This is a genomic window from Flavobacterium dankookense (genome assembly GCF_004362665.1).
In the GTDB taxonomy this organism is placed as follows: Bacteria; Bacteroidota; Bacteroidia; order Flavobacteriales; family Flavobacteriaceae; genus Flavobacterium; species Flavobacterium dankookense.
On the sequence record NZ_SNXR01000013.1, the window covers coordinates 170,454 to 195,271 of the forward strand.

At 32.1% G+C, this 24,818-nt stretch carries 22 protein-coding genes; 10 read left to right on the forward strand and 12 right to left on the reverse strand.

The features are described 5' to 3' along the window. Positions 1–34: 34 nt before the first annotated feature. The 9 genes from BC748_RS07320 to BC748_RS07360 form a co-directional block, all read right to left on the reverse strand. Positions 35–1,063: a HEPN domain-containing protein gene (locus tag BC748_RS07320; RefSeq protein ID WP_133532828.1), complete on the reverse strand. Its 1,029-nt coding sequence runs from the start codon at positions 1,061–1,063 to the stop codon at positions 35–37. 165 nt (positions 1,064–1,228) lie between these two features. After that, positions 1,229–2,143 carry a toll/interleukin-1 receptor domain-containing protein gene (locus BC748_RS07325; protein WP_133532829.1) on the reverse strand — a complete coding sequence of 305 codons (915 nt, stop codon included), beginning with the start codon at positions 2,141–2,143 and terminating at the stop codon, positions 1,229–1,231. Between the two features lie 245 nt (positions 2,144–2,388). Then, complete coding sequence (locus BC748_RS07330) at positions 2,389–2,826, reverse strand: VOC family protein (RefSeq protein ID WP_133532830.1); 438 nt, start codon at positions 2,824–2,826, stop codon at positions 2,389–2,391. Between the two features lie 18 nt (positions 2,827–2,844). Further along, complete coding sequence (locus tag BC748_RS14365) at positions 2,845–3,693, reverse strand: SRPBCC domain-containing protein (protein WP_342772711.1); 849 nt, start codon at positions 3,691–3,693, stop codon at positions 2,845–2,847. Positions 3,694–4,096: 403 nt separating this feature from the next. Further along, the gene (locus tag BC748_RS07340) at positions 4,097–4,546 is read right to left on the reverse strand and encodes a hypothetical protein (RefSeq protein ID WP_133532831.1); all 450 of its coding nucleotides are present in this window, start codon (positions 4,544–4,546) and stop codon (positions 4,097–4,099) included. Positions 4,547–4,705: 159 nt separating this feature from the next. After that, complete coding sequence (locus BC748_RS07345) at positions 4,706–6,172, reverse strand: polysaccharide biosynthesis C-terminal domain-containing protein (RefSeq protein WP_133532832.1); 1,467 nt, start codon at positions 6,170–6,172, stop codon at positions 4,706–4,708. A gap of 14 nt (positions 6,173–6,186) precedes the next feature. Then, positions 6,187–7,482, reverse strand: coding sequence for a glycosyltransferase family 4 protein (locus BC748_RS07350; RefSeq protein ID WP_133532833.1), 1,296 nt, complete (start codon positions 7,480–7,482; stop codon positions 6,187–6,189). Beyond that, positions 7,483–9,927, reverse strand: a complete 2,445-nt coding sequence (locus tag BC748_RS07355) for a YfhO family protein (RefSeq protein ID WP_133532834.1) — start codon at positions 9,925–9,927, stop codon at positions 7,483–7,485. Positions 9,928–10,020: 93 nt separating this feature from the next. Then, positions 10,021–10,293 (reverse strand): DUF4834 domain-containing protein, encoded by a 273-nt coding sequence (locus BC748_RS07360; protein ID WP_342772712.1) that lies wholly within the window; start codon positions 10,291–10,293, stop codon positions 10,021–10,023. A 100-nt stretch (positions 10,294–10,393) separates the two neighbouring features. Here BC748_RS07360 and BC748_RS07365 point away from each other — a divergent pair, with 100 nt between their 5' ends. The 3 genes from BC748_RS07365 to BC748_RS14170 all read left to right on the forward strand — a co-directional run bounded on the left by BC748_RS07365 (position 10,394) and on the right by BC748_RS14170 (position 12,930). After that, on the forward strand, positions 10,394–11,389 hold the full coding sequence (locus BC748_RS07365) for a transporter (protein WP_133532835.1): 996 nt from the start codon (positions 10,394–10,396) through the stop codon (positions 11,387–11,389). A gap of 2 nt (positions 11,390–11,391) precedes the next feature. Then, positions 11,392–12,510: a GTP cyclohydrolase gene (locus tag BC748_RS07370; RefSeq protein WP_133532836.1), complete on the forward strand. Its 1,119-nt coding sequence runs from the start codon at positions 11,392–11,394 to the stop codon at positions 12,508–12,510. A 213-nt stretch (positions 12,511–12,723) separates the two neighbouring features. After that, positions 12,724–12,930 (forward strand): hypothetical protein, encoded by a 207-nt coding sequence (locus BC748_RS14170; RefSeq protein ID WP_162846428.1) that lies wholly within the window; start codon positions 12,724–12,726, stop codon positions 12,928–12,930. Positions 12,931–12,966: 36 nt separating this feature from the next. On the opposite strand, the gene BC748_RS07375 is transcribed toward BC748_RS14170, so the two are convergent. Beyond that, entirely contained in the window at positions 12,967–13,917 is a 951-nt protein-coding gene (locus BC748_RS07375; protein WP_133532837.1) for a TerC family protein, read from the reverse strand. A 145-nt stretch (positions 13,918–14,062) separates the two neighbouring features. Here BC748_RS07375 and BC748_RS07380 point away from each other — a divergent pair, with 145 nt between their 5' ends. Both BC748_RS07380 and BC748_RS07385 read left to right on the forward strand, forming a co-directional pair. Then, positions 14,063–14,578: a hypothetical protein gene (locus tag BC748_RS07380; RefSeq protein ID WP_133532838.1), complete on the forward strand. Its 516-nt coding sequence runs from the start codon at positions 14,063–14,065 to the stop codon at positions 14,576–14,578. 222 nt (positions 14,579–14,800) lie between these two features. Continuing rightward, positions 14,801–16,990, forward strand: a complete 2,190-nt coding sequence (locus tag BC748_RS07385; protein ID WP_133532839.1) for a glutamine synthetase III family protein — start codon at positions 14,801–14,803, stop codon at positions 16,988–16,990. Positions 16,991–17,059: 69 nt separating this feature from the next. Here BC748_RS07385 and BC748_RS07390 read toward each other — a convergent pair whose 3' ends face one another. After that, the gene (locus BC748_RS07390) at positions 17,060–18,181 is read right to left on the reverse strand and encodes a cadherin repeat domain-containing protein (protein WP_133532840.1); all 1,122 of its coding nucleotides are present in this window, start codon (positions 18,179–18,181) and stop codon (positions 17,060–17,062) included. A gap of 36 nt (positions 18,182–18,217) precedes the next feature. Further along, a complete protein-coding gene (locus tag BC748_RS07395) occupies positions 18,218–18,670 on the reverse strand; it encodes a T9SS type A sorting domain-containing protein (protein WP_133532841.1) in 453 nt (150 codons plus the stop codon). Between the two features lie 106 nt (positions 18,671–18,776). Between BC748_RS07395 and BC748_RS07400 the strand changes: the two genes are divergently transcribed. The 5 genes from BC748_RS07400 (at position 18,777) to BC748_RS07420 (ending at position 24,774) form a co-directional block, all read left to right on the forward strand. Beyond that, positions 18,777–19,661: an OmpA family protein gene (locus tag BC748_RS07400; RefSeq protein WP_162846429.1), complete on the forward strand. Its 885-nt coding sequence runs from the start codon at positions 18,777–18,779 to the stop codon at positions 19,659–19,661. Further along, on the forward strand, positions 19,661–20,479 hold the full coding sequence (locus tag BC748_RS07405; protein ID WP_133532842.1) for an OmpA family protein: 819 nt from the start codon (positions 19,661–19,663) through the stop codon (positions 20,477–20,479). The genes BC748_RS07400 and BC748_RS07405 overlap by 1 nt, the downstream gene beginning before the upstream one ends. Then, the gene (locus tag BC748_RS07410) at positions 20,480–21,247 is read left to right on the forward strand and encodes an OmpA family protein (protein WP_133532843.1); all 768 of its coding nucleotides are present in this window, start codon (positions 20,480–20,482) and stop codon (positions 21,245–21,247) included. It abuts the gene before it with no gap. A gap of 78 nt (positions 21,248–21,325) precedes the next feature. Continuing rightward, positions 21,326–22,504 (forward strand): AIR synthase related protein, encoded by a 1,179-nt coding sequence (locus BC748_RS07415; RefSeq protein ID WP_133532844.1) that lies wholly within the window; start codon positions 21,326–21,328, stop codon positions 22,502–22,504. A 116-nt stretch (positions 22,505–22,620) separates the two neighbouring features. Then, complete coding sequence (locus BC748_RS07420) at positions 22,621–24,774, forward strand: TonB-dependent receptor (protein WP_133532845.1); 2,154 nt, start codon at positions 22,621–22,623, stop codon at positions 24,772–24,774. The last annotated feature ends 44 nt before the right edge of the window (positions 24,775–24,818 follow it).

Here is a 24,818-nt window from a genome sequence, read left to right on the forward strand (position 1 = left end):
ATTGCGCCAAACGTGTGTTACCGGCTGCTTTTGATTAAGTATGATGCTTATTTTTTTTACTCAAAGATGGTAGTATAAGATAGTTGATTACAGATAATTTGCTCAGCATAACTATTTCAAGTATCGTAACAAATTCTGCATCATGTTCTTTTTCTGTTAACTCATTCCAAAATGGTTCAGTTGAAAAGCTAAATCCTGTATGGACTATTTTTGAACGCAGACTATAAAGATTATTAAACTTTTTTTTGAATCCATCTCCATTACCAATAAAATCTAATAAAAAATCTAAGTATCGTTTGGAAATCTTATATCTTGGTTGTCCGCATTCTTTACACAGTTCGGGTTTATAATTCTTATAATAGAAATTCATCACAGTTTCTATTGATGTAAATGCAGATAAAATCCCTAAAGTTGTTTTATCTTCCATTAGTTCCATACTTAAACAAGAGTATTTTATAGCGGAATCTATAACTCTTTTTTCTTCAGTACTCAAATTAAAATAAGCTCGTAAACCCATTATAATATTGTTTGGTAATGTTATTTCTTTTGTTTGATCATAATCATAGTTTGGTTCATTTTGATAATATTCTGAATATTCAATTACCTTAATTGGTTTGTATTGATTTGAAACCTCGGTAAACTCAATAATATCTAAATTAATCCCTTTGTGTAAAAAATGATTATAAAGAAATTCTGAGCCATCGATTTCTGATATTTCTTCTTTCGACATCTTAGTAGTTATAGGTAAAACCCAATTTCCTTCTATTTTATATTTAAAAAAAGTAAACGTCGAGAAAAGATTCAGAAGATTGATAATTTTGTCTTGCTTTGTTTGGATTGTTGCAGTTTCAGATATTTGTTCTTCGAACTCTTTAATGGAAAATTGTGGTTTGATTTTATCTTCTTCATTGAGTTTAAATTCCAGAAAGATTGGATAATGTCGATGTTTTTTTGTTTCTAAATACTTATCCTCAACTGGATAAATTTGGAATTCATTCTCGTACTTGAAATAACTTTTAAGTGGTGTTTTGGTAAAGATTATTGTCTTGTAAATGTCTTTCATTTTACGGTTTCGTGGTTAAAGTTGCCGTTAACGTTCGGCGGCTTAGCGCAGTAGCGGTGCCAGCGAGCTACTTATTTTCTGTTAAAGATAAAATTTTTTCGTGAAGAAAAACGTGAGGTTGAAACTAAACTAGCTATTGCACCAAACCGCTGTTATGCGTAGTCATTATTCTGATTCAAGTATTAACTCTATTCTACTAGCAACTTTTTCATATATGAGTTCTTGGTCATATTCTGTCATATTGCATAAAGGTGTTGAAGGATCATTTGCTGATTGAAATTGAGATATGCTTGGTTCTCGGGTAAACCTACACGGCTTTACAACCAAAGGAATAATTAATGTGCCTTTATCTTCAGCAGCTTTCAATAAAGGTTGCAATTCATTATTTATGATAAATTCAGACGCAAGAAAATCAGCACTAATAAGGATTAATGCTATTGAAGACTTGTTTAGTGCGTCTTCTATTTCCTTTTTCCATTTTTCTCCACTTTTTATTGAGGTATCTGACCATAATTGAATAAGACTTTTTCTTTCTAAAGGTCTTAAATGAATCTGAATTCTTTCTAGATATTTAAAATCTTTATGACTATAGCTTACGAATACTGTTTTTAAATCTTTTAACGATTTGTTGTTTAATGGATTTAACTTCCAACTTGCTGGATCTTTGAGTGCTTGTCTTATTAGATTTGCCAAATTTGTACTTATATTATTTTCTGCCTCATCACTTTTTTTAATTGCTTGTTCATTGTAAGTAATATACCTTAAACTATGAATCCCATATGGTAAGTTAGATTCATCATCTATCAGTAATATATTTGCTTTATCAAGAGTATGAGCAACTGCAATTCCATACATTCCGTTAGAATTATCCTTAGAAAGATGAGTAATAATTAAATCCGATGTTTGAATTGTAGTTTTAACTTCTTCAAAAAAACTTTCAGCTGTTAAGTTGCCTGCTTCAATTAAATTGATTTTAAAATCGGAAAGATGACTTATTGATTTTTTAACGATTTTTAAAGCTTGATAATAATCATTTAGGTCTTCGACAGGACTAGCAAAAAATATTTGAAATGTCTTCATTAGAGATTCGTGTTTAATAATTACGCATAACTTGTGTATAGTCGCTACAAAGTAGCGACTATATACCCAAATTTGGGTAGATTGGCGCTACTAAATAACATTCCCTCAAATATATAAAATTATCCCAACCCTTTTATATTTCGAAATAGTGAAACATATCCTAGTTGTATTGAAAAATATAGATAGTTTCAACAAAAAAACTCCATCACAAGGATGGAGTTTTTTATTAATTTGTGATTAACGAATTAGTTATGCGGCACTTCATCAAAATTAATCATCCAGTTGATACCAAATTTATCGGTAAACATCCCGAAATAAGCACCCCAAAATGTTTTTTCCATCGGCATAATGATGTTTCCACCTGCGGAAAGTCCGGCAAAAAGTTTATCTGCTTCGGCTGTGCTATCGGTATTGATGGACACGGAAAAATTATTTCCAAAAGTTACATCGCCGTGCGCCGCAGTAGTATCGCTCGCCATTAAAATGGTTTCTTTACTGATGGGTAACGCCACATGCATAATTCGGTTGCCTTCTTCTTCTGTGATTTGTTGTCCATTTTCGTCGGCTGGCATGTCTTTAAATTTGCCGATATGAGCAAATTCGCCACCAAAAACGGATTGGTAAAAAAGAAATGCTTCTTCCGCATTTCCATTGAAAGTTAAATAAATGTTTACTGTTGCCATTGTTTTATTGTTTAGGTTTTATTGTTCGGCGTATTTTTTGAAATTATTCAAAATAGCTTGCCATCCGTCGCGTTGTAGTTCAAGCGAATGGATATTTTCTGGAAAGAAATTTTCGGTAACGATGATGTTATCGTCTAGTTTATGGAATTTTACGGTTACTTTTCGACCGTCTTCCATGTGATAAACAAAGTGCTTCTTTGGTAGTACTTCGTCGTAGGTTCCAACGAAATCAAAACTCATTTCGCCATCTTTGGAAGCCATGGTATATGTAAAGTTTTTGCCCGCTTCAAGTTGGTTTTCCGCTTTGGGACAATGCCAATCATCCGAAGCAAAATTCCAGTGGACGATGTGTTCCGGTTGGGTAAATTTATTCCAAACGTTTTCCAAAGTACCTTTTACAGAAGTTTTTACGCTAATGGCGGTGTTTTGATTGCTTTCGGCTATTTGTTTTACTTTTTCTAAACCGCTTGGAAAGGTTTTATCGAAATAATCCACATGATCTTCTACTGTATCAACACTGGCGGTTACTGTTGTGATGCCATTTTTTTCTACTAAATCGTAGCGTTCTTCACAACCCGACCAAAGTTTTGTCGCTTCGTTAATCGGTTGTTCTTCGAAGTTTTCTAATTCACCATAATGCTGAAAAAGCATGGTTTCAAATAGTTTTTTTATGGTAATTCGGGAAAACATTCCGCCACCTTCTGGCGAAAGGAAATGAATTTTGCTGCCATCAGTCCAATCGGATACAACAGTTGAACCTGAGCAAAAAACACTGGTCCAGCTTTCATAGTTTTCTTCATCCCACAAGGCGTACCATACTTTTTCTTTTGGCGCATTGATGTCGATAGAAAAGATTAATTTTTTCATTGGTTGGTTTTTTAGTGAAGTAAATTTAGAACATTTCATTCTATTTCATAAAAAAACATCGATTAAAGGCTATCGAGTTTTGTTTTATCGAGTTTTGGAGTAGATTAACGATTTTATGATGCTGAAGTAATTGAAGACTATACTTTTACATTGTAATCAGAAATGATTTAGGAAACTAAAGTACAGCTTACTTAATAATAAAACGTCAAAAATCAAGTCAAACTATGTTTGAGAAACCGTTTCGCAAGAGACGGTTTTTTTTTGTGTTGAAGTTTTTGTAGAAAAAAATAATTTTATAATTTTGGAATACTCATGCATAAAATTAATTGTTAATATGGAAGCCGTCTTGAAAGAGACGGTTTTTTTATTTCATGAGTTTTGTTGTTTTTAAAACCCTTATTAGTTAATCTAAATTGTTATAAAGTTCCAACCATTCAATCCATTTTCCTCTTTTTTTTCTCCAAAAAGCAATTTTTTTATAAGGTTTAAAGTTTTTTTCTGAATTGACTGAATAACCAAATAGACAAAATTTATTCTTTCTAAAGAAAATTGGCTTAGAGAATGAATATATAATATAGTTTTTGTTTTTCATTTCAACAGTTGCACTTGTGTCATTGATAGAAATGTTTTCGAATTCTAATCGGTATGGTTCGTTTCTTTTTTTTAAGTAACTTTCAACTTCTTCTAGTTCAATTTTTTCAGAGTTATCAAATAGATTAGAATTCCATAAGTAATTTTCAAGAGTTGAAATTTCGTTTTTTATATATTGATATTCTTTATCTGTAAATTCAATAGTGTTTGTATTGTTGAGGTTGTAATTTTTGTATTTCTTTTTGTTAAATTTTTCTTTCATTATGTTCCAACCAAAACTTTCACTAGTATAAATTAGTGTATCTTTATGTGAAAAAAAGTTTTTTAAAAACTCATTTTCAATTTCATTTTTTTGCGAAAAACATATGTTCATTGTGCAAAATAATAAAAGCAAGAAGTTTATTTTAGTCATTAATTTTCGTTAGTTACTATACAATTTTTTGAAAACTTTCTCAATCACACCATTAATATCTCCCGAAAGTCTAGCTTTATAAACTATTCCAACATAAACTATAGCAACCAAAGCCGATTTCAACATAATATTTAGAATTGGATGAAATGGAAATTCCCAATAGTAAAATCCGAAGAAACAAAGCAATCCAATTAGTAAAGCATAAATATTTTTAACAGTAAACGGATAGAGTTTCATTTTTAACACTACAAAAAGCAGTTTGGCAATGCTGTAGAGTGTAATTGAAATTAATGTTGCAATGGCAGCGCCATCAATGCCATATTTTGGAATAAAAATCATGTTGAGTGTCACAGCAAAAAAACCAAGTAGTAATCCTAAAAACAATACGGCACGATAGTATTTGGAGTTGAAAATAATCGAATTATTATTGCCCAAAATCAAATCGAAATATTTGGAAAGTCCGATGACAAAAACCACAAAAATACCACCACGATAATTATCTGGAAGTAAGAGATAAAGCTGATTGATATTCACTATAATACCAACATAGATCAATCCGCCAATAATTTGAAGCGTTATCGATGACTTTTTATACAAATCGTTCAATTCGTCGTATTTGTTTTCAATCATCAATTTGGCGGTAATCGGGTAGGTGATTTGATGCATAGATCGACTTGGAACGGCAATTACTGTTGCAATAAAAATAGCGACCGAGTAATAAGACAAATTTTTAATTTCGATGTATTGGTTCAGCATCGTTTTGTCGATATCCAAAAGCATGTTGGCAACACTTCCTGATAAAATGATAAAACTAGAATACACTAATATGGCTTTGGCGTTGTTTGGTATTTTAAATCTAAAAGAAATTGGCTGTACTTTGTTGGCATAAAAAAGCATTAACAACATGCTAATCAAATAGGCAAACATTGTAGCAGTAATGAATTGTTCAACCGTTATAACTTGAAAATATACTCCTAATAAAAAAATAGAAATCAATATTCGTAACCCAATTTCTTTAAGAAAATTTCCATAAACCGATTGCATATGCACTTTTACCCAAGCATAAAATATCTCAAAGTATCCCATACACAAAGCGATGATTGGAATTTGCCAAACATAGTCGTAAACAACATGATTTTTTCGGGATAAAAAAGAAGCAATGCTATCATAACCTAGTATGCTGATTGCAAAAACAGGTATGATTATCAATAACGGAAGCGCGAGAACAAAGCCGAGAAATTGTTTTTTTTCGTTTTCGGTTTTGTATTCGGAGAAAAATTTAATCAACGTATTATGAACACCAAAAGCCATCAACGGAAACAACACATTGGCAGATGATAATATATAAGTGGTAATTCCGTAAAATTCTTCCTCTAAAAAATGCGGATACATGTACAACGAGTTTACCGCACCAATCGCAAAACCGATATAGGTTATGACCGTGTTTTTTATGGATTGGTTGATGACGATGCCCATGTTTGAAGTACGATTTACGATTTACGAAGTACGAGGTTTGATAATTGTTCCGTTAAACTTTTTCTTGAATATTGTTGTAAACCAACAGCATTCACTTTTAAATTTTGTTCTTTGTACAAATTATAATAGTTCAAAAGTAGTGCTTTTAATTGTTCCATTTCGTCATATAAAAAGAAAACACCGGTGTTGGTGGAAGTGATAATTTCTGCAAAATCAGAGCCTTCTGGACCAAGTGCAATAATTGGTCTTTCGGAGACCATGTATTCGAATAATTTTCCAGGAATGATGCTTTTAGTATCGTTTGAATTGATTTCGATTAACAATAAAACTTGCGATTTTCGTTGGTGTTCCACCGCTTCTTGATGAGAAACATAACCCAAATTCAAAACGTAATCATTTAGCCTGAATTCAGTTATTGTATCCAAAACTTCCTGACTGACAGCGCCAATTAGTTTTAATTGGAAATCTTTTTTAAAATCGGGATTTTCTTTAATTAATTCTCGTAAAGCTTTCCACAAAATCCTAGGATTTCGTTCCGAAAGAAACGAACCGATATGTGCCAAAGTGAATTTTTCGTCCAATGGTTGTTTGGTAACTTTTTCCACATCATAACCGTTGGTAATTACTTCAATTGGTTGTGAGGTTATCGCTTGGAATTCGGTTTTGGTGGTTTTACTAGTTACGATTATGGTATCGGCAGTTGTAAGGACTTCTTTTTCGAGTTCTTTGTGTTTTTTTTCAGCAGAAGACGACAATTTCAACGCTTTGTGATAACCAATAGTTGTCCACGGATCACGAAAATCGGCAAACCATTTTACGTTCAACTCTTTTTTTAATTGCAAACCAATCAAATGCAAACTATGTGGTGGACCAGAAGTGACAATCGTGTCGATTTGGTTTTCTTCAATGTATTTTTTCAAATACTTTACCGAAGGTTTTACCCAAAGAAAACGCGCATCAGGAATGAAAATATTACCTCGAACCCAAAGCAATGTTTTTTCTACAAACGATTGTTTTTTTTGATTGGGAATAATTCCCGAACTGATTTTTTTGGTTTTATTTTTTCCTAAAAAAGAAGCAAAGCCATACGGTTCGAAGATTTTCTTTTTTAGAATAATCGCTTTCTCTGAAACTTCGCTTTGCAAACCGTTATCAATAATCGGATAGGTCGGATTTTCAGGTATATAAACGATTGGTTGAATATTAAAATCTGGTAAATATTTGACAAACTTTAACCATCGCTGAACGCCTGGTCCACCAGCTGGCGGCCAATAATAGGTAATGATTAAGAGTTTTTTTGGTTCAGACATTTAATCTTCTTTCTTCTTTTTTCTCTCAAAATAAACGCCACCAACAATCAATAAAAACATTCCAATCGAACTAAACAAAGCAATTGTACTTCCTGTTTTTACCACTTCTGGTTCAAATTTGAATTCGATGGTGTGTTTTCCTTTTGGAACTTCTAAGCCACGAAGTGTGTAATTCACTCTATAAATTGGTGCTTCTTTTCCATCGATAGTTGCTTTCCAACCATTTTTATAATAGATTTCAGAGAAAACAGCAAAACCGTCATTGCTATTATTGGAAGTATATTTTAAATGATTGGGTTTGTATAAATCGAGTTTGATTGTTGACAAGCTGTCTTTAGTAAACTTTTTTGGATCACCAAGTTTAGTATTATTGAAATCTTGGGTAACAGCAACATTTTTTGTATCCAATTTATCCAATGCTTTCATTTCTTCATCAGCTGAATTGACATACTGAATTTTAGAAACAAACCACGCATTTCCATTAGCATCATTATTCATAGAAGCAATTTCTTGCCCTTTTTCGTCGCTTTGAATGATGTATTTCACATTGAGCATATTCAAAACTTCCATGTTGTTTTTTGTGATTTGGTAATCAAATAATTCTTGTGTTCGTTGAGGTCTAACTGCAGAATATCCTCCAATCGATTTATGGAAATAAGATGCTTTCCCTGTTAAATATCCTTCAACATCTAAAACTCGATAATGAGTAGTATCTTGTAGAATTTGCAAATCTGCCTGACTTTCCGTGAAAGGAATATCCATTTCTCTTGCGCTAACAAAATCCTCTTTGTTTACATAATTTTTATCAATAAAAAATAAATCACCAACCATGAATAATCCAACTAAAATCATTGCTGTTGTTGCTGCTAATTTATTTTTGGTGTAGAAGTAAAGTGCTATGAACGAAATTATTACAAAGAAACTAGAACGCAATAAATCGGCTGAATACAAACTTTTTCGGTCTTCAACTAAAGCATCAATAAAGCCAATTCCAAATGATTTGTCCTGACTTTGACTGAACATTTCTAGTAATTGTTGATCCATTTGTCCTGAAAAACTGAACGTATTTTTCATAACAAATAGAACTAAAAACAATCCTAAAACTGTTGCGGTGGATTTCCAAAGGCTAGCCCATTGTTTTTCTTTTTCGATAGTAAAAAAGGACTGTAATCCTAAAATAGCCAAAACAGGAAAACACAATTCTAAAATCACTTGAATGGATGAAACAGCTCTAAACTTATCATACATCGGAACATAATCAATGAAGAAATCGGTTAGTAATGAAAAGTTTTTTCCCCAAGATAAAAGCAGTGATAACAATGCTCCAGCTAGAAAAGCATATTTCACTTTTCTCTTGTCATGATACAATCCTAAAATCGCTAAAAAGAAAACGACAGCTCCAATATATGCTGGCGCTTCAACTATTGGTTGTTCACCCCAATAGGTTTTAGCATACGATTCGGTAAACATTTTTGCTTCTTCTGGTGATGCGCCATAATTGGATACAAAATTGTAAACATTAGAATCTTCAGTTAGTTTTTCGCCGTTTCCACCACCAAACAATCTTGGTGCAATCAAGTTAAAACTTTCAGAAATACCATAACTGTATTCGGTGATGTAACTTCTGCTTAAAGCGGTATCTTCTGTTTTCTTTTTGCCATCAGAAGTGTAAGTCAACTCACTTTTACCACGAATACTGAAGTCGGCATATTCTTTTGTAGCCAACAAATTGGTAGCATTTACTCCAACTGCCAAAATGACCGCAACAGCAAATGTTCCGATAATTTTAGGTAGTGCTTTTAAGTCTTTATTTTGGTATAATTTGTACATAAAATAAACCGAAAACACTAAGAGGAATAACAACAGATAGTAGGTCATCTGAAAGTGATTGGCGTTAATTTCTAGCGCAACGGCAAGCATGGTTAGAATTCCACCATGAATGTAATGCTTCTTAAAAACAACTATAAATCCAGCAACAACCAATGGCATATAAGCAATAGCATGTGCTTTGGCGTTATGTCCAACGCCGAGAATTATTATCAAATAGGTAGAAAACCCAAAGGCTAAAGCTCCAAAAAAAGCTTTCAAAGGATCAACACGGAAGACAAGTAGTAAGGCATAAAACCCTAAGAAATAAAGAAACAAATAATCAGCTGGTCTCGGAAGAAAACGCAAAGCATCATCAAGCATTCCAATAAAATCATTCGGATATTTGGCACCAAGCTGATAGGTTGGCATTCCGCCAAAGCCAGAGTTTGTCCAATAAGGTTCAGCGTTGTATTCGGCTCTGAAATCGTTTTGTTCTTTTGCCATTCCAGTATATTGAACAATATCGGATTGGTATATTTTTTTGCCCTGAAGTACTGGATAAAAATAGATTAACGCAATAACGACAAAGCCAACAATGGCTAATAAATGCGGATAAAACTTTTGAAGTTGCTTCATTGTATTTGGTTAAGATAATAGATAATAGACTATAAGATGATAGATGTTAAATTTCCATTTGAGAATATGTGTTTTTCATATACGTCATCAAACTTACTCTATTTCTTCAAAGTCAACATATTCGCCAACAACTTTTTTCTCTTTTGGTTTTTCCTGAGTTTGCTGTTGGGCTTGTTGCTGTTGCTGATAATGTTGTTGCTGTTGTTCAAATTGTTGCGATGCTTTTTCTACCACTTTTTTAGCTAAAACAGGTAAGAAAAGTTTAGCTAAGAACTTAAAAATATAGTAAAAAGCAATTATATAAAGTATGGTTTTTAAAAAACCCGGCATTGATGCTGTTTCCATCTCTGAGATAATTTTTGCCAAAAATACGAATTTCCACAATGTAAAATTCGCTTTGAGTTCTTAAATAAATGATAAATTGTATTACTTTTGGAAGACAATATTCCTTGAAATAATTTGCACTATGTTAAAATTAAAATCAGCTTTTCTTGTTGGGTTTTTGATGGCTACAACATTTCATTATGGTCAATATACCGATGTTATAAATTCCAACCGACCAGGAAAATCACAATCGGCTTTCTCTGTTGGAAAAACAGTTATACAAGCTGAAGGTGGTTTTTATGGAATTCAAGAAGAACACAGCGACTTGCGCTATGAAGCCAGTGGTTTTGGGAGTGATTTAAGTATCAGATATGGTGCTTTTTTTGAACAATTTGAGTTAAATATGGATTTGCAATATCAATTAGATTGGTACACAGCACCTTTGATTAACGAAACTCGTAGTGGATTAAAACAGACAACTATTGGCGCAAAATATCTTATTTATGATCCATTTAAAAATTTAAGAGAAGATAAACCTAATTTGTATAGTTGGAAAGCCAATCATAGCTTAAAATTCAATTGGAGAGATTTAATTCCTGCCGTTGCTTTATATGCTGGTGTAAATTTAAAAGTAGGGAATAATCCTTTTTTTCCTGACGATAACTCCGTGATAAGTCCAAAAATGATGTTGATTACTCAAAATCATTTTGGAACTAAATGGGTTTTTGTTAATAATATTTACATGGATAAATTTTTAACCAATTATGAAAATGTTGGTTTGGTTTCTACATTAACCAGAGGTTTCAATATGCGTTGGTCTGGATTTTTAGAATTTCAGGCTACAAAAAGTGATATTTATGCTGATTTTTTCTTTCGTGGTGGTGCAGCTTATTTAATTAGAGAGAATATTCAAATAGATGCTTCTGTTGTAAAAAATATTAAAGATACGCCTTCATTATTAGGTGCAAGTGTCGGCTTGTCTTGGCGATTTGATCAAAACTATGAAAAAGTATATCTGAGAAGTACAAAACCAGTTGACGATAAAGACAAATCAAAAGACAAAAAAGACAAAAAGGATAAAAAAGACAAAAAGAAAAAGCGCAAAGATGAAGTTGAAGTAGAAGAACCAAAGCCATAATAATGATTACAATTGTAGAAGCCAATTCAAAGAAATTAATGAAGGATTTTGTGAAATTTCCTTTTGAATTATATAGAAATCATCCGTATTGGGTTCCGCCATTAATAGCTGATGAATTAGAAACTTTTGACAGAGCTAAAAATCCAGCTTTTCTAACTGCTGAAGCAACTTTTTATTTGGCTTATAGAGAAAATAAAATTGTAGGTCGAATAGCCGCTATCATTAATTGGAATGAAGTAAAAGACCAGCAAAAGCTTAAAGTACGTTTTGGTTGGTGGGAAACTATTGATGATGTTGAAGTTACTAAAGCATTGCTTGAAAAAGTCTATGCGTTAGGAATAAAAAATAACTTGGAATATGTTGAAGGTCCAATGGGATTTTCAAATTTAGATAAAGTTGGAGTTATCATCGAAGGTTTTGAAGAAATGGGTTCGATGATTACATGGTATAATTATCCTTATTATGCTTCACATTTAGAGAAATTGGGCTATGTCAAGGAAAAAGAATATTTAGAAAATAAATTCCCTTTTGAAAACGTAAAACCGGAATTCTTTTTTAAAATACAGGATTTGATTAAAAAACGTTATCAACTAAAACCTTTGAATTTTACTAAAACGAAAGACATTATGCCTTATGTTGACAAAATGTTTGATTTGTTCAATAGGTCGTATGCTTCGTTGTCCTCATTTGTTGCGATTACGGATATTCAAAAAGAATATTTTAAAAAGAAATACATTAGTTTCATAAATCCTGAATACATCAAGTTTGTGGTTGATAAAGACGACGAAATTGTAGCCTTCAGTATCGTTATGCCTAGTTTTTCAGAAGCTTTGCGAAAAGCCAATGGCAAATTATTTCCATTTGGTTTATATCATATGCTGAACGCAAGGAAAAACAGTAAAGATGTTTTATTTTATCTTATAGGTGTTGAACCAGAATATCAGAGTAAAGGTGTTACAGCTATTATTTTTAATGAATATTATGAACTTTTCAATAAAAAAGGAATAAAAAACTGTATTCGAACTCCAGAACTTGAAGATAATCATGCGATTCATAATATTTGGAAACACTTTAATCCAGAAATTTTCCGACGAAGAAGAACCTATTCAAAGAAAATTTAATCGACGAAATTCACCTGCAATGTTCGTTATCGAGAAAAAAATACAATTGGTAGAAAACCTTATCTATTATTCTTTTCGTATATAAAATAAAATTAAATTTACACTCCCAATCAAATCTACAATTAAACTACACTAATAGGAATTGCTAATTAAAATTAGTATTTTCAATTATGTGACCTATTCATGATTTGGAAATTAATGAAATTTCAGGTTATGAAAGATAGAATAAAATACAGTTTGTTACGTTTACCAGTTTTGCGTAATTTCTTTTCGCAGAATAGCAATGAAAGCTATTTGCGACTTGATTTTACAGTAAAGAATTATGATAAATCTAATGACGAGATTACAACTAATAAAAGTTTTAATAGCGCAATGTTGCTAATGATACTGTTTTTATTAGTTAATTTTTTAATATACTAAAAGATTTATACATTAAATACTACTTGATTGATAAGGTTAGTTTTTATGGCTAACCTTATTTTTTTGTAGTGAAACGATAATTCCTGTCAATAATGAAAGCGCAATAAAGCTAAGCGAAACCCATTCTGGGAATTTAAAATAATGTACCAAAAGCATTTTGATTCCAACAAAAGTTAATATAGCTATCAAACTGTACTCCAAATAGCTGAATTTTTCAAGCATATTTGCCAAAAAGAAATACATAGAACGCAAACCAAGAATAGCAAAAATATTAGAACTAAAAACTAGAAAAGGATCAGAAGTAATCGCTAAAATAGCAGGAACGCTATCTAAAGCAAATAAAACATCCATTAGTTCAATAACTATTAAAGCAATAAATAAAGGAGTTACATAACGAATTTTATTTTCTTTGATAAAGAATTTCTGTCCTGAAATTTCAGATTTAATTGGAAAAAAGCGTCCAATAATTTTATAAATTTTAGAGTCTTGTGGATTGAAATCTTCTTCCTCTTTTGTGAAAAGCATTTTCATAGCTGTAAAAATTAAAAATGCTCCAAATACATAAGTCATCCAAGAAAACTTATTTATCAAAGCTACTCCAAGAAAAATCATCAAGCCACGGAAAAAAACAGCACCAATAATTCCCCAAAACAAAACACGATGTTGGTATTTTTGTGGGATTTTGAAAGAAGAAAATATAATAGCAATTACAAAAATATTATCAATACTTAATGATAGCTCTATCAAATAGCCCGTGATATATTTAATTGCTGCTTGTTGAGGTTTAAGTTCGGTTGGATTTGCAATATAATTGTGCTCGTATAACAAATAGATTACTCCAGAAAATAACAGAGACAATGTTACCCAAAGTAATGTCCATGATGAAGCTTCTCTTGAACTAATGATATGTGGCGTTTTATTAAAAACACCTAAGTCTAAAGCTAAAAAAATAAATATCGACGCAAGAAAAATTATCCAAACTATCATAATAAAATATATTTCTACAAATATAGTTTTCAAATAATTATTTTGCACACAATTATATTTTTTTTAAACATTTTGGGTAAAATATTTTTTTTGGCACAACAATTGAATAGAGTTTAATATCATTAATCATTTAAAACTATATATTATGAAAAAAATTACTTTATTGTTTATGTTTATCGGGATGATAACATTACAAAGCTGCACAGTTAATGAAGATACTGATAATTTTGATAACGATACTATTAGTGAAGTTTGGGAATACAATCAAAATGTGAATTTTATACCAAATAATAATTTTAGTGTATTATTACCTTTTCAACATTCTATTTTTCCTTCAGATATGGTTTTAGTTTACAGACTTTCTGATTTTGATAATGGTAATGATGTTTGGAAGTTAATGCCTGAAACCTATTACTTCGCCGATGGAACTTTGGATTTTGGATATACCAATGATTTTACTCAAAATAATGCTTTAGTTCAAATGATAGGAAATGATCTTTTAAGTCTTCCAGCAGATTTGAGATTAAATCAAGTGATTAGAATAGTTGTTGTACCAGGATTTTTTGGAAATAAAGGAACGGAAATCGACTTCAGTAATTATGATGAAACAATAGAAAAACTTGGTTTAACCAATAAACCAATCAAAAAGATAAGTTTGTAAAATCATATCTGAATAATTTCAAAACCACACTTTTTAGTGTGGTTTTTTTATGATTTTTAGTTGCGTTTTTGTCAAATCTGTAAATTCAACTGCTTTTTAACGATAAAAAATACATTTAAACAATTTTTACCCCTAAAAAAATAGGGTATAATTATAATTTGAATAAAATGTTTATATATTTGCATCGAATTATTAGGGTATAACTTTTAAAAACTTAATTTTATGTCAACTTTACGTTTTCAAGCATTAAAAGATGCATCGGGTAGAAAGCCTGTAAAATTTGAAGAAGCTGGAAAGAAATCAGCTCTTTTTGGTTCTAATGTGTTTAATGATAAAGCAATGAAGCAATATTTAACTTCAGATGCTTATAAAGGAGTAAAAGATGCAGTGCAGCACGGAACTAAAATTGATAGAAAATTAGCCGATTATATTGCAATGGGTATGAAAGAATGGGCGCTTTCTAAAGGTGTAACTCATTATACACACTGGTTTCAACCACTAACAGGAACAACTGCAGAGAAGCATGATGCTTTTTTTGAAACTTCATATGATGGTTCAGATCCAGTTGAAAAATTTGGTGGTGGTCAATTAGTACAACAAGAACCTGATGCTTCTTCTTTTCCAAATGGAGGAATTAGAAATACATTTGAAGCTCGTGGATATACTGCTTGGGATCCAACATCTCCAGCGTTTATTTTTGGAACTACTTTATGTATTCCTACAGTTTTCATCTCATATACAGGTGAAGCTTTAGATTATAAAACACCACTTTTACGAGCTTTAAATGCAGTTGATGAAGCGGCAACTGAGGTTTGTAAATATTTTGATAAAAACGTTAAAAAAGTAACTGCAACTTTAGGTTGGGAACAAGAATATTTCTTGGTAGATGCTTCTTTAGCAAATTCTCGTCCTGATTTAGTGATGACAGGAAGAACATTACTTGGTCATACTTCTGCAAAAGGACAACAACTAGATGATCATTACTTTGGTTCAATTCCTTCTCGTGCATTAAATTACATGAGAGAATTAGAAGAAGAATGTATGTTATTGGGAATTCCAGTTAAAACTCGTCACAATGAAGTAGCTCCAAATCAGTTTGAGTTGGCTCCAATTTTTGAAGAAACAAATCTTGCAGTTGACCATAATTCACTTCTTATGGATGTAATGTCTAAAGTTGGTGAACGTCATGATTTTAAAGTACTTTTCCACGAAAAACCATTCAAAGGTGTTAATGGTTCAGGTAAACATAACAACTGGTCATTGGCCACAGATACTGGTGTGAATTTACTTTCTCCAAGTAAAACTCCAATGAGTAATTTACAATTTTTATCGTTTTTTATCAATACAATTAAAGCGGTAAATGATTATGAAGAATTACTTCGTGCTGCAATTGCAACTGCAAGTAACGACCATAGATTAGGTGCCAATGAAGCTCCGCCGGCAATTATTTCTGTGTTTATTGGAGAGCAATTGACTAAAGTTTTAGCTGAATTAGAAGGTGTTTCTAAAGGAAAATTATCTCCAGAAGAAAAAACCGATTTAAAATTGAACGTAGTTGGTAAAATTCCAGACGTAATGTTGGATAATACCGATAGAAACAGAACGTCTCCATTCGCATTTACAGGAAATAAATTCGAATTTAGAGCGGTTGGTTCTTCTGCTAACTGTGCTAACGCGATGACAACTTTGAATTCTATCGTTGCAAAACAATTGAAAGAATTTAAAAAAGAAGTAGATGCGTTAATCGAGAAAAAAGACTTGAAAAAAGATGAAGCTATTTTCAATGTGTTGAGAGAATACATCAAAGAAACTAAAAACATCCTTTTTGAAGGTGATGGTTATAGCGATGCTTGGGAAAAAGAAGCTAAAAAACGTGGCTTAAGTAATCATAAAACTACGCCAGCGGCTTTGAAAGCTAAAGTATCTAAAAAAGCGTTGGATTTATTCAAAGAATTAAACGTTATGAACCACGTTGAGGTAGAAGCACGTTACGAAATCGAATTGGAAGAATACACTAAAAAAATCCAAATTGAAGGTAGAGTTTTAGGTGATATTGCTCGTAATCACGTAATTCCAACGGCTATTCGTTACCAAAACACGTTGATTGAAAACGTACGTGGATTGAAAGAAATCTTCGGAAAAGATTTTGAAAAAATTGCAAAAGAACAAATCTCTTTAATCAAAGAAATTTCGGCTCACATCGAAGGCATTAACTCTAATGTTGAAGCCATGACAGAAGCTCGCAAAAAAGCGAATGCATTAACTGATGCGCAAAAAATGGCTGAAATGTATTGCGATAAAGTAAAACCATATTTCGAAGTAATTCGCGAGCACTGTGATAAATTAGAGCTTTTAGTGGATGACGAAGTTTGGACGTTGACTAAATATAGAGAATTGTTGTTTACAAGATAATGAGTTTCTAAATAACAAAAAAAGTCCCGATTAATCGGGACTTTTTGTTTAATAATACTAACCAACTTTTTATAATTGTGTTACAGTATATGTTGCTGAACCATTAAAGTTGATGGTTAGTTCTATTCTATAGTTTTTTGGTGTTCCAGTTGTGTTGCTTATCGTTATTGGTGTACCATTACTTTCAACACTTCCATCGGCTAGGTTGTCACCATGTAATTCTCCTTTTGGATCTGGATAATAAAAATCATATTGTAGAGAATTATTAGCTGAAATACTAATATTGAATGTGAACTTATTAGTAGCTACAGAATAGGTACCATTATAGTAATTCGAAGTAAGAGAATTTCTAAGTTTAGGAGCAAGAGAATCCAAGCCTAAGCCAAATTGATTAAGCGGATAATCTGGATTATATGCATTTCCTAATTGAATTAAATAAAATCCATTTGTATCAACTAAAAAACTAGCGCCATTTACTTGAAGATTATTTGTTAAATTAACTCCATATACAGGTGAAGAAGCATTGTTTGTAGCAAGAAACTTTAATTCTGTTCCAGCAGTTAAATACCTGAATCCGTATCTGAACAAACTTGTTCCATCATTATAATTAGCCATCAACAATGCTGTTGTTGGGTTAAATGTGTTGAATGTACCATACATATAAAAATTATTTGGACTGCTAGCTGATGGATTATTAGTAGTTGGCAATGACAACTCTCCGCTATCGCTAACGGTTAATTGATAAGGTGTTCCGTTTGGAGAAACCAAAGTAATTCCTTCGCCAGGAGAAGTAATTAAACTGTCAGCCGCCAAAGCATAAGGAACAGAAAGTAACTGCGTTGTTCCAACAGCTACATAGTTTGTTCCACCAGTGGCATCCATTTCAACTTTTAAAAACTTGGAATTCGTTCCCCAGTTTATGGTGTTAAAAGTTCCGGAAACTACTGTTCCTTGACCAATAGTTAAGTTGAATAAACCTTGTGGATTAGTTGTTTTTAAATGTGTTTCTGAGTATAAAACTGTTCCTGTTGCAATATTGTCTAAAACAGAAAGTTTTACTCTAACATTAGAACTCACAACTGGATTTCCTGATGTGTTTAAAGCAATTGCTTGATATGAAATACCTTGTGGAACTTGAGCGTTAGTTATAAGTGTCGTTAAAAGTGTAACTAAAAATACTATTTTTTTCATAATTGATTTTTGAATTTGATTTTTGAAATTGAAATATTATCGTTTGATTATTTTGAAAGAATTGATTTTTTTATTGTCAAATTGAATTAAATAAACACCTTTGGCAACATCAGATAAATCTAAAGCGTTGCCTCCAGAAACTTGTTTTTTCGAAACCAATTGTCCTGATAAGTTATAAATGGAAATTTTTTCATTAGTCAAATCGGTAGCCGTTTGAAAAGAAATTGAATTTGTTGTTGGATTTGGAAAAACACGAATAGTATTGGTCAATTCCAGTTGCGGAACTTCCAGAGTTTGGTCATTTACCTGTGTCAAAATACCAATAATGCCACTAACTGATTGGTTTTGATTTTCAGGAATAATCACAATTTCTCCAATAGAAATGCTGCTGTTTGTAGTGATAATGCTTCCTGAATTGACTGATTGAACAACCGATTGGGCTTTTCCAGATAGACTTATCATTAAAAAAAATAATAAAGTTTGTTTCATATTCTGTTGATTTTTTGGCAAATATAAAATTGTTATTGGTATTTTGATGTAGAATTATTTCTATTTGATACTATTTTTTACTATATTTCGTTATAATACTATGATTATGAAAAATTACATCAGCTATATCTTTTTTTTGTTTCTGGTAAATGCGTCTTTTTCTCAAGAGCAATTTTCAATTTATTTCGAAAGCAATAAGCATGAACCAATTGTAAAAGAAAATAGAAGATTACAACAATGGATTTTAGAAAATCCAACTTCAAAAATTGTTGCAATTAATGGTTATACTGACGAAGACGGAACTTCTGGCTACAACGATACTTTAGCAAAAAAGAGAGTAGATTTTATTTTTAATGAAGTAAAAAGTTACATCAAGATTAGAGAAGACTTTAAATCGAGAAGTTTTGGCGAAAATTTCAAACAAGCTGCGAATAAATCAGAGAATAGAAAAGTAACGATTTATTATATTTTAGAAAAAGATTTACCTCGCGAAAACGAAATTCTAGGCATTAAAGAAGAAAAAACTATTGAACCAAAAGTTGAAATCGACTATCCCGAAAAATTGGTTTTTGATAATCCAAACGGAACAAAATCGGAGTTCAAACTCGATAGAGCTTTTATGAAAAAAGTAGGAAATGCAACCGTTGGAGAAAAACTAACCATTGATAATTTAAATTTTATTGTAAACACTTTTGCCGTAGTTCCTGAGTCGAGAGGGAAATTATATGAGTTGCTTTTGGTGATGCAAAGTAATCCCAAATTGAAAATAGAAATTCAAGGACATTTGTGTTGTATGCCTACCGATAGAGTAGATCTTTCTACAAAAAGAGCAAAATCAATTTATAGTTTTTTGATTGCTAATGACGTATATTCTGGTCGATTGTCGTACAAAGGTTTTGGAAGTACACAACCAATTTATCCATTACCAGAAAAAAATGAAGCAGAAAGAGCCGCAAATCGTAGAGTAGAAATAGTAATTGTAGAAAATTAATGTTCAAAAGAGTAAAATATTTAGTTCTTCTCATTTCAATTTTCGGATTTGGTCAGAGCAAGTTTAGTGTTTATTTTGAGTTCAATCAACACCTTCCCAATCAGCAATCGATAGAACAACTTAAGGATTGGTATTCGAATAAAAATATAGAAGTTTTAAAAATAGAAGGTTTTTGCGACAGCACTGACACCAAGGAGTACAACAAAGAATTAGCAGAAAAACGTGTAAAATCCATTCAAGAGTTATTGCAAAAAAACAACGTTGCTTTAAGTGAAAATATTGAGTTGGTTTCTTATGGAAAAGATTTCAATCGTTCCGAAATTCAGTCTGAAAACAGAAAAGTAATAATCACGTATTTTGATACTGAAAAAGATTTTTTCCCCGAAACTGAAATTCCAAAAGGCGAATTGATTAAACGAATAAAAGAAGAAAAAAAATCGCTGGCAGCCAAGTTTCAAAAAGCAAAAGTCGAAGATTATATTCGAATAAACAATATTCATTTTGCATTAAATTCTGAGAAAATCATTCCCGAATCGTATGCTATTTTGGAAGAACTTTATATGATTATGGTGGTTAACCCAAAAATGGTTATCAAGATTAATGGAAACATTTGTTGTAATCCAAATCCAGCGGCAACGAAACTTTCGTATCGACGTGCTTTAAAAATTTTTAATTTTCTAAAAGGTCGTGGAATAGCGCAAAACCGATTGGCTTATAACGGAATTGGAAGCAATTTTCCAATTTATCCCATTCCTGAAAAAAATGAAGAAGAACGAATTGCCAACCGACGTGTTGAGATTTTAATTGTTAGAAAATAAATGAAAAAAGTTATTCTATATAGTATTCTTTTCTTTTCCTTTTTTGGTTTTGGTCAAAAGCAGTTTGAAGTGTTTTTCGATTTCAATCAAGATTTTCCTAATCCGCAATCGATATTAAAAATCAACGAATGGTTGTCTCAAAATAAATCTATCGAAGTGACTAAATTATCGGGTTATTGCGATAGTGTTGATACAAAGAATTATAATAAAAAACTAGCCGAAAGACGAATCGAAAATGTGATTCTTTTGCTTCAAAAAAGCGGAACTAAATTGGCTGAAAACCTTGTGCGAATTCCTTTTGGAAAAGACTTTAAGCTATCACAAATTCAAGCCGAAAACAGAAAAGTAGTCATCGAATATAAGGTAGATGAAAAACCAGTTGCTAGCGAATTGACAAAACAAATAAGGAATGCTAAAGCAGGTGAAACCATCAAATTGCCTAACATTTATTTCTACAATAATTCAGCTCGAATAGTTCCTCAATCGCAACTCGTTTTATACGATTTATTGTGTGCAATGGAAGAAAACCCAAAGCTTGTTATCGAAATTCAAGGACACATTTGTTGTCAGCTTGTTCAGGATGTTGCTGATATTTCAACTGCTAGAGCCAAAGCGATATATAATTTTTTGATACAAAATAAAATCGATAGAAAGCGAATGACTTATAAAGGATATGGTATTTCAAGACCAATTCACAAAATCCCTGAACAAAATGAAGATGAAGCTAACGAAAATCGTAGAGTAGAAATTTTGATTGTCAAAAATTGAGTTTAAAAAATTGTACTTTGTATTTCGTATTTCGTACTTCAAATTCCTATCTTTGCCGTACACAACTAACTACAACAAATGAGCTCTGATAACAGTCAACGCTACTCACTTCGTGGAGTTTCGGCTTCCAAAGAAGATGTACACAACGCTATCAAAAATATTGATAAAGGTTTATTTCCAAAAGCTTTCTGTAAAATCGTTCCCGATTATTTAACCAATGATGAAGACTATTGTTTAATCATGCATGCTGATGGTGCTGGAACAAAATCGTCATTAGCCTATATGTATTGGAAAGAAACAGGAGATTTGTCGGTTTGGAAAGGCATTGCTCAAGATGCGTTAATCATGAACATTGACGATTTATTATGTGTTGGAGCAACTGATACTATTTTACTTTCTTCAACAATTGGTCGTAATAAAAATCTAATACCTGCCGAAGTCATTTCTGCAATTATTAACGGAACGGAAGAATTGATAGCAGAACTAAAAACCTATGGAGTGAACATTCATTCTACTGGAGGCGAAACAGCTGATGTTGGTGATTTGGTTCGTACTATCATCGTAGATTCAACAGTTACTGCTCGAATGAAACGCGGTAAAGTAATTGATAATGCTAATATTCAAGCTGGAGATGTGATTGTTGGTTTGGCTTCTTTTGGTCAAGCCAATTATGAAAAAGAGTATAACGGTGGAATGGGAAGTAACGGATTAACATCGGCACGACACGATGTTTTCGCTAATTATCTTGCCGAAAAATTCCCTGAAAGTTTTGACAGTTCAGTTCCCAAAGAATTGGTCTATTCTGGAAATGTAAAATTAACCGATGCCGTTGAAAATGCTCCTGTAGATGCAGGTAAATTAGTGCTTTCGCCAACGCGAACTTATGCGCCAATTATCAAAACAATATTAGATAAATACACTCCAAATGATATTCACGGAATGGTGCATTGTTCTGGTGGTGCACAAGCAAAAGTGTTACACTTTGTGGACAATGTTCATGTGATAAAAGATAATTTGTTTCCAATTCCTCCATTATTCAAGTTAATCCAAGAACAATCAAAAACAGATTGGAAAGAAATGTATCAAGTGTTCAATTGTGGTCACCGAATGGAGTTATATGTTCCACAAGCTATTGCTAGCGATATTATTGCCATCTCAAAATCGTTTGGTGTTGATGCACAAATTGTAGGTAGAGTAGAAGCCAGCGAAAACAAAAAACTCACTATCACTAGCGAGTTTGGGGAGTTTGTTTACTAGTAGTTTAAAACAAACATAATTAATACACTTCATCCACTAATTTCTACAGTTCGGTAAACTATTATTTCATAGTTGTGTAAGATTGTACAATTTTGTCCTATCAAAATACAACCTCTATGAAAACTTTTTACAATCTAGTTTTATTTTTTATCAGCGTAACGGCTTTAGCACAAAACGAAATTTCGGGAACAGTTCTTGACGAAAAAAGCAAGCCAATCACTGGTGCAAACATCTATATTGATGGTTCGTATGACGGCGCATCGTCTGACGAAAATGGAAAATTCTCTTTCACAACAACGACTACTGGCAATCAAACGTTGGTAATTAGTTTTATTACCTATGAAAATATATCAGTTTCAATTGATGTTACAAATGCCAAAAACAAAACGTATAAAATGCGCGAAAGTGTTAACACTTTAGATGCGGTTATCGTTACAGCTGGAACGTTTGACGCTGGCGAAAAAGCTCGTGTTTCAGTTTTGAAACCATTAGATATTGTTACAACTGCTGGTGCGTTAGGTGATATTGTTTCGGCATTGCAAACGCTACCAGGAACAAACACCGTTGGTGAAGATGGACGACTTTTTGTTCGTGGTGGCGAAGCTGATGAAACCCAAACTTTTGTTGATGGAATTCGGGTAGCACAACCTTATGGTGCAACAACCGCAAATGTGCCAACTCGTGGACGATTTTCTCCATTTCTTTTTAGTGGAATGTCGTTTTCAACTGGAGGTTATTCTGCAGAATATGGCGAAGCGCTTTCAAGTGTTTTGTTGTTAAATACTCAAGACGAAATGGTGGAAGAAAAAACAGATATTTCCTTGATGACAGTTGGTTTAGGATTAGCCAACACCCAAAAATGGGGAAAAAATTCTATCTCTTTCAACACGGCTTACATCAATTTAGAACCATATCAAAAGTTAGTTCCACAAAATGCTGATTGGAACAAACCATATCAATCGCTTTCAGGTGAAGCAGTTTATAGATATAATTTTGAGAATGGTTTATTCAAATTATATGCTGCTTTTGATGCGGCTCAGTTTGACATTAACCAAGAAAGCATCAACTCAGCAAACAAAACTAGAATAGATTTGAATAATAACAATTTCTACTTGAATGCTTCATATAAAGCCAATTGGAGTAATCAATGGCAGTTTTTTACTGGATTAAGTTATGGTTTTGGTCAAAACAAAATTGGAATTAATGTTGACGATGCTAAAAACGATGAGCATTCGTCTCACATGAAATTACGATTGAAAAAATCATTTTCTGATAGAGTGAAGTTAACATTTGGTTCGGATTATTTCATCACGAAATTTGACGAAACTTTTAAAGAAAATTTGGGTAATATGTTTGCTATTGGTTACAATGCAAATATCGCGGCAGCTTATGCGGAAACAGATATTTTCTTTTCAAAAAACTTTGCCATAAAATTTGGTGCGCGACTTTCTAATAACGATTTGCTAAATGAAACAGTACTTTCTCCTCGTGCCTCAATGGCGTATAAAGTTTCTAAAAACGGTCAGTTCTCTTTAGCGTATGGAAGTTTTACACAAGCTCCAAGACAAGAATATTTGAAATATGCCGATTATTTAAGCAGCGAAAAAGCATCGCATTACATTTTAAACTATCAGTATAATAAAGACAGAAGAACGTTTAGAGCAGAAGCCTATTTCAAAGATTATGCTGATTTAGTGAAGTTTGACACGGATAGTCCACAATTTAATAGTAACTATTTCAATACTGGCGAAGGATATGCAAAAGGGTTGGACATTTTTTGGAGAGACAATAAATCAATCAAGAATTTAGAATATTGGGTTTCGTATTCTTATATCGATACGCAGCGAGATTACAGAAACTTTCCAACAGAAGTAACACCCAACTTCGTAGCAAAACATAGTTTAAGTGTAGTATCAAAATGGTGGATAAACAAATTAAAATCTCAGTTGAGTATTACCAATAGTTTTTCAACTGGACGACCATTTAACAATCCAAATGAAGCAAATTTTATGGCAGGAAGAACAAAAGGTTACAACAATCTTAGTTTGGGTTGGTCGTATTTATTAACACAACAAAAGATATTGTATTTCTCTGTGACAAATGTTTTAGCTACACAAAATGTGTTTGGCTACGAGTATTCGAATACAGTTAATGCCAACGGAACATTCGACAGAAGAGAAATTCGTCCGACAGCCGATCAGTTTTTCTTTGTAGGTTTCTTTTGGACTATTAGCGATAATATGAAGGATAATCAGTTGAATAATTTGTAATAAAAAGTAAAAATTAAAAAGTAAAAATTAAAAAGTCAAGAGTA

What these genes read in the sequence shown, in the direction of transcription:
- BC748_RS07395 (WP_133532841.1), bottom strand. Translation starts at nt 18,670, where the DNA reads ATGAAACAAACTTTATTATTTTTTTTAATGATAAGTCTATCTGGAAAA.
- BC748_RS07355 (WP_133532834.1), bottom strand. Translation starts at nt 9,927, where the DNA reads ATGAAGCAACTTCAAAAGTTTTATCCGCATTTATTAGCCATTGTTGGC.
- BC748_RS07325 (WP_133532829.1), bottom strand. Translation starts at nt 2,143, where the DNA reads ATGAAGACATTTCAAATATTTTTTGCTAGTCCTGTCGAAGACCTAAAT.
- BC748_RS07375 (WP_133532837.1), bottom strand. Translation starts at nt 13,917, where the DNA reads ATGATAGTTTGGATAATTTTTCTTGCGTCGATATTTATTTTTTTAGCT.
- BC748_RS07410 (WP_133532843.1), top strand. Translation starts at nt 20,480, where the DNA reads ATGAAAAAAGTTATTCTATATAGTATTCTTTTCTTTTCCTTTTTTGGT.
- BC748_RS07415 (WP_133532844.1), top strand. Translation starts at nt 21,326, where the DNA reads ATGAGCTCTGATAACAGTCAACGCTACTCACTTCGTGGAGTTTCGGCT.
- BC748_RS07370 (WP_133532836.1), top strand. Translation starts at nt 11,392, where the DNA reads ATGATTACAATTGTAGAAGCCAATTCAAAGAAATTAATGAAGGATTTT.
- BC748_RS14170 (WP_162846428.1), top strand. Translation starts at nt 12,724, where the DNA reads ATGAAAGATAGAATAAAATACAGTTTGTTACGTTTACCAGTTTTGCGT.
- BC748_RS07340 (WP_133532831.1), bottom strand. Translation starts at nt 4,546, where the DNA reads ATGAAAGAAAAATTTAACAAAAAGAAATACAAAAATTACAACCTCAAC.
- BC748_RS07330 (WP_133532830.1), bottom strand. Translation starts at nt 2,826, where the DNA reads ATGGCAACAGTAAACATTTATTTAACTTTCAATGGAAATGCGGAAGAA.
- BC748_RS14365 (WP_342772711.1), bottom strand. Translation starts at nt 3,693, where the DNA reads ATGAAAAAATTAATCTTTTCTATCGACATCAATGCGCCAAAAGAAAAA.
- BC748_RS07350 (WP_133532833.1), bottom strand. Translation starts at nt 7,482, where the DNA reads ATGTCTGAACCAAAAAAACTCTTAATCATTACCTATTATTGGCCGCCA.
- BC748_RS07420 (WP_133532845.1), top strand. Translation starts at nt 22,621, where the DNA reads ATGAAAACTTTTTACAATCTAGTTTTATTTTTTATCAGCGTAACGGCT.
- BC748_RS07345 (WP_133532832.1), bottom strand. Translation starts at nt 6,172, where the DNA reads ATGGGCATCGTCATCAACCAATCCATAAAAAACACGGTCATAACCTAT.
- BC748_RS07380 (WP_133532838.1), top strand. Translation starts at nt 14,063, where the DNA reads ATGAAAAAAATTACTTTATTGTTTATGTTTATCGGGATGATAACATTA.
- BC748_RS07320 (WP_133532828.1), bottom strand. Translation starts at nt 1,063, where the DNA reads ATGAAAGACATTTACAAGACAATAATCTTTACCAAAACACCACTTAAA.
- BC748_RS07390 (WP_133532840.1), bottom strand. Translation starts at nt 18,181, where the DNA reads ATGAAAAAAATAGTATTTTTAGTTACACTTTTAACGACACTTATAACT.
- BC748_RS07400 (WP_162846429.1), top strand. Translation starts at nt 18,777, where the DNA reads ATGAAAAATTACATCAGCTATATCTTTTTTTTGTTTCTGGTAAATGCG.
- BC748_RS07405 (WP_133532842.1), top strand. Translation starts at nt 19,661, where the DNA reads ATGTTCAAAAGAGTAAAATATTTAGTTCTTCTCATTTCAATTTTCGGA.
- BC748_RS07385 (WP_133532839.1), top strand. Translation starts at nt 14,801, where the DNA reads ATGTCAACTTTACGTTTTCAAGCATTAAAAGATGCATCGGGTAGAAAG.
- BC748_RS07365 (WP_133532835.1), top strand. Translation starts at nt 10,394, where the DNA reads ATGTTAAAATTAAAATCAGCTTTTCTTGTTGGGTTTTTGATGGCTACA.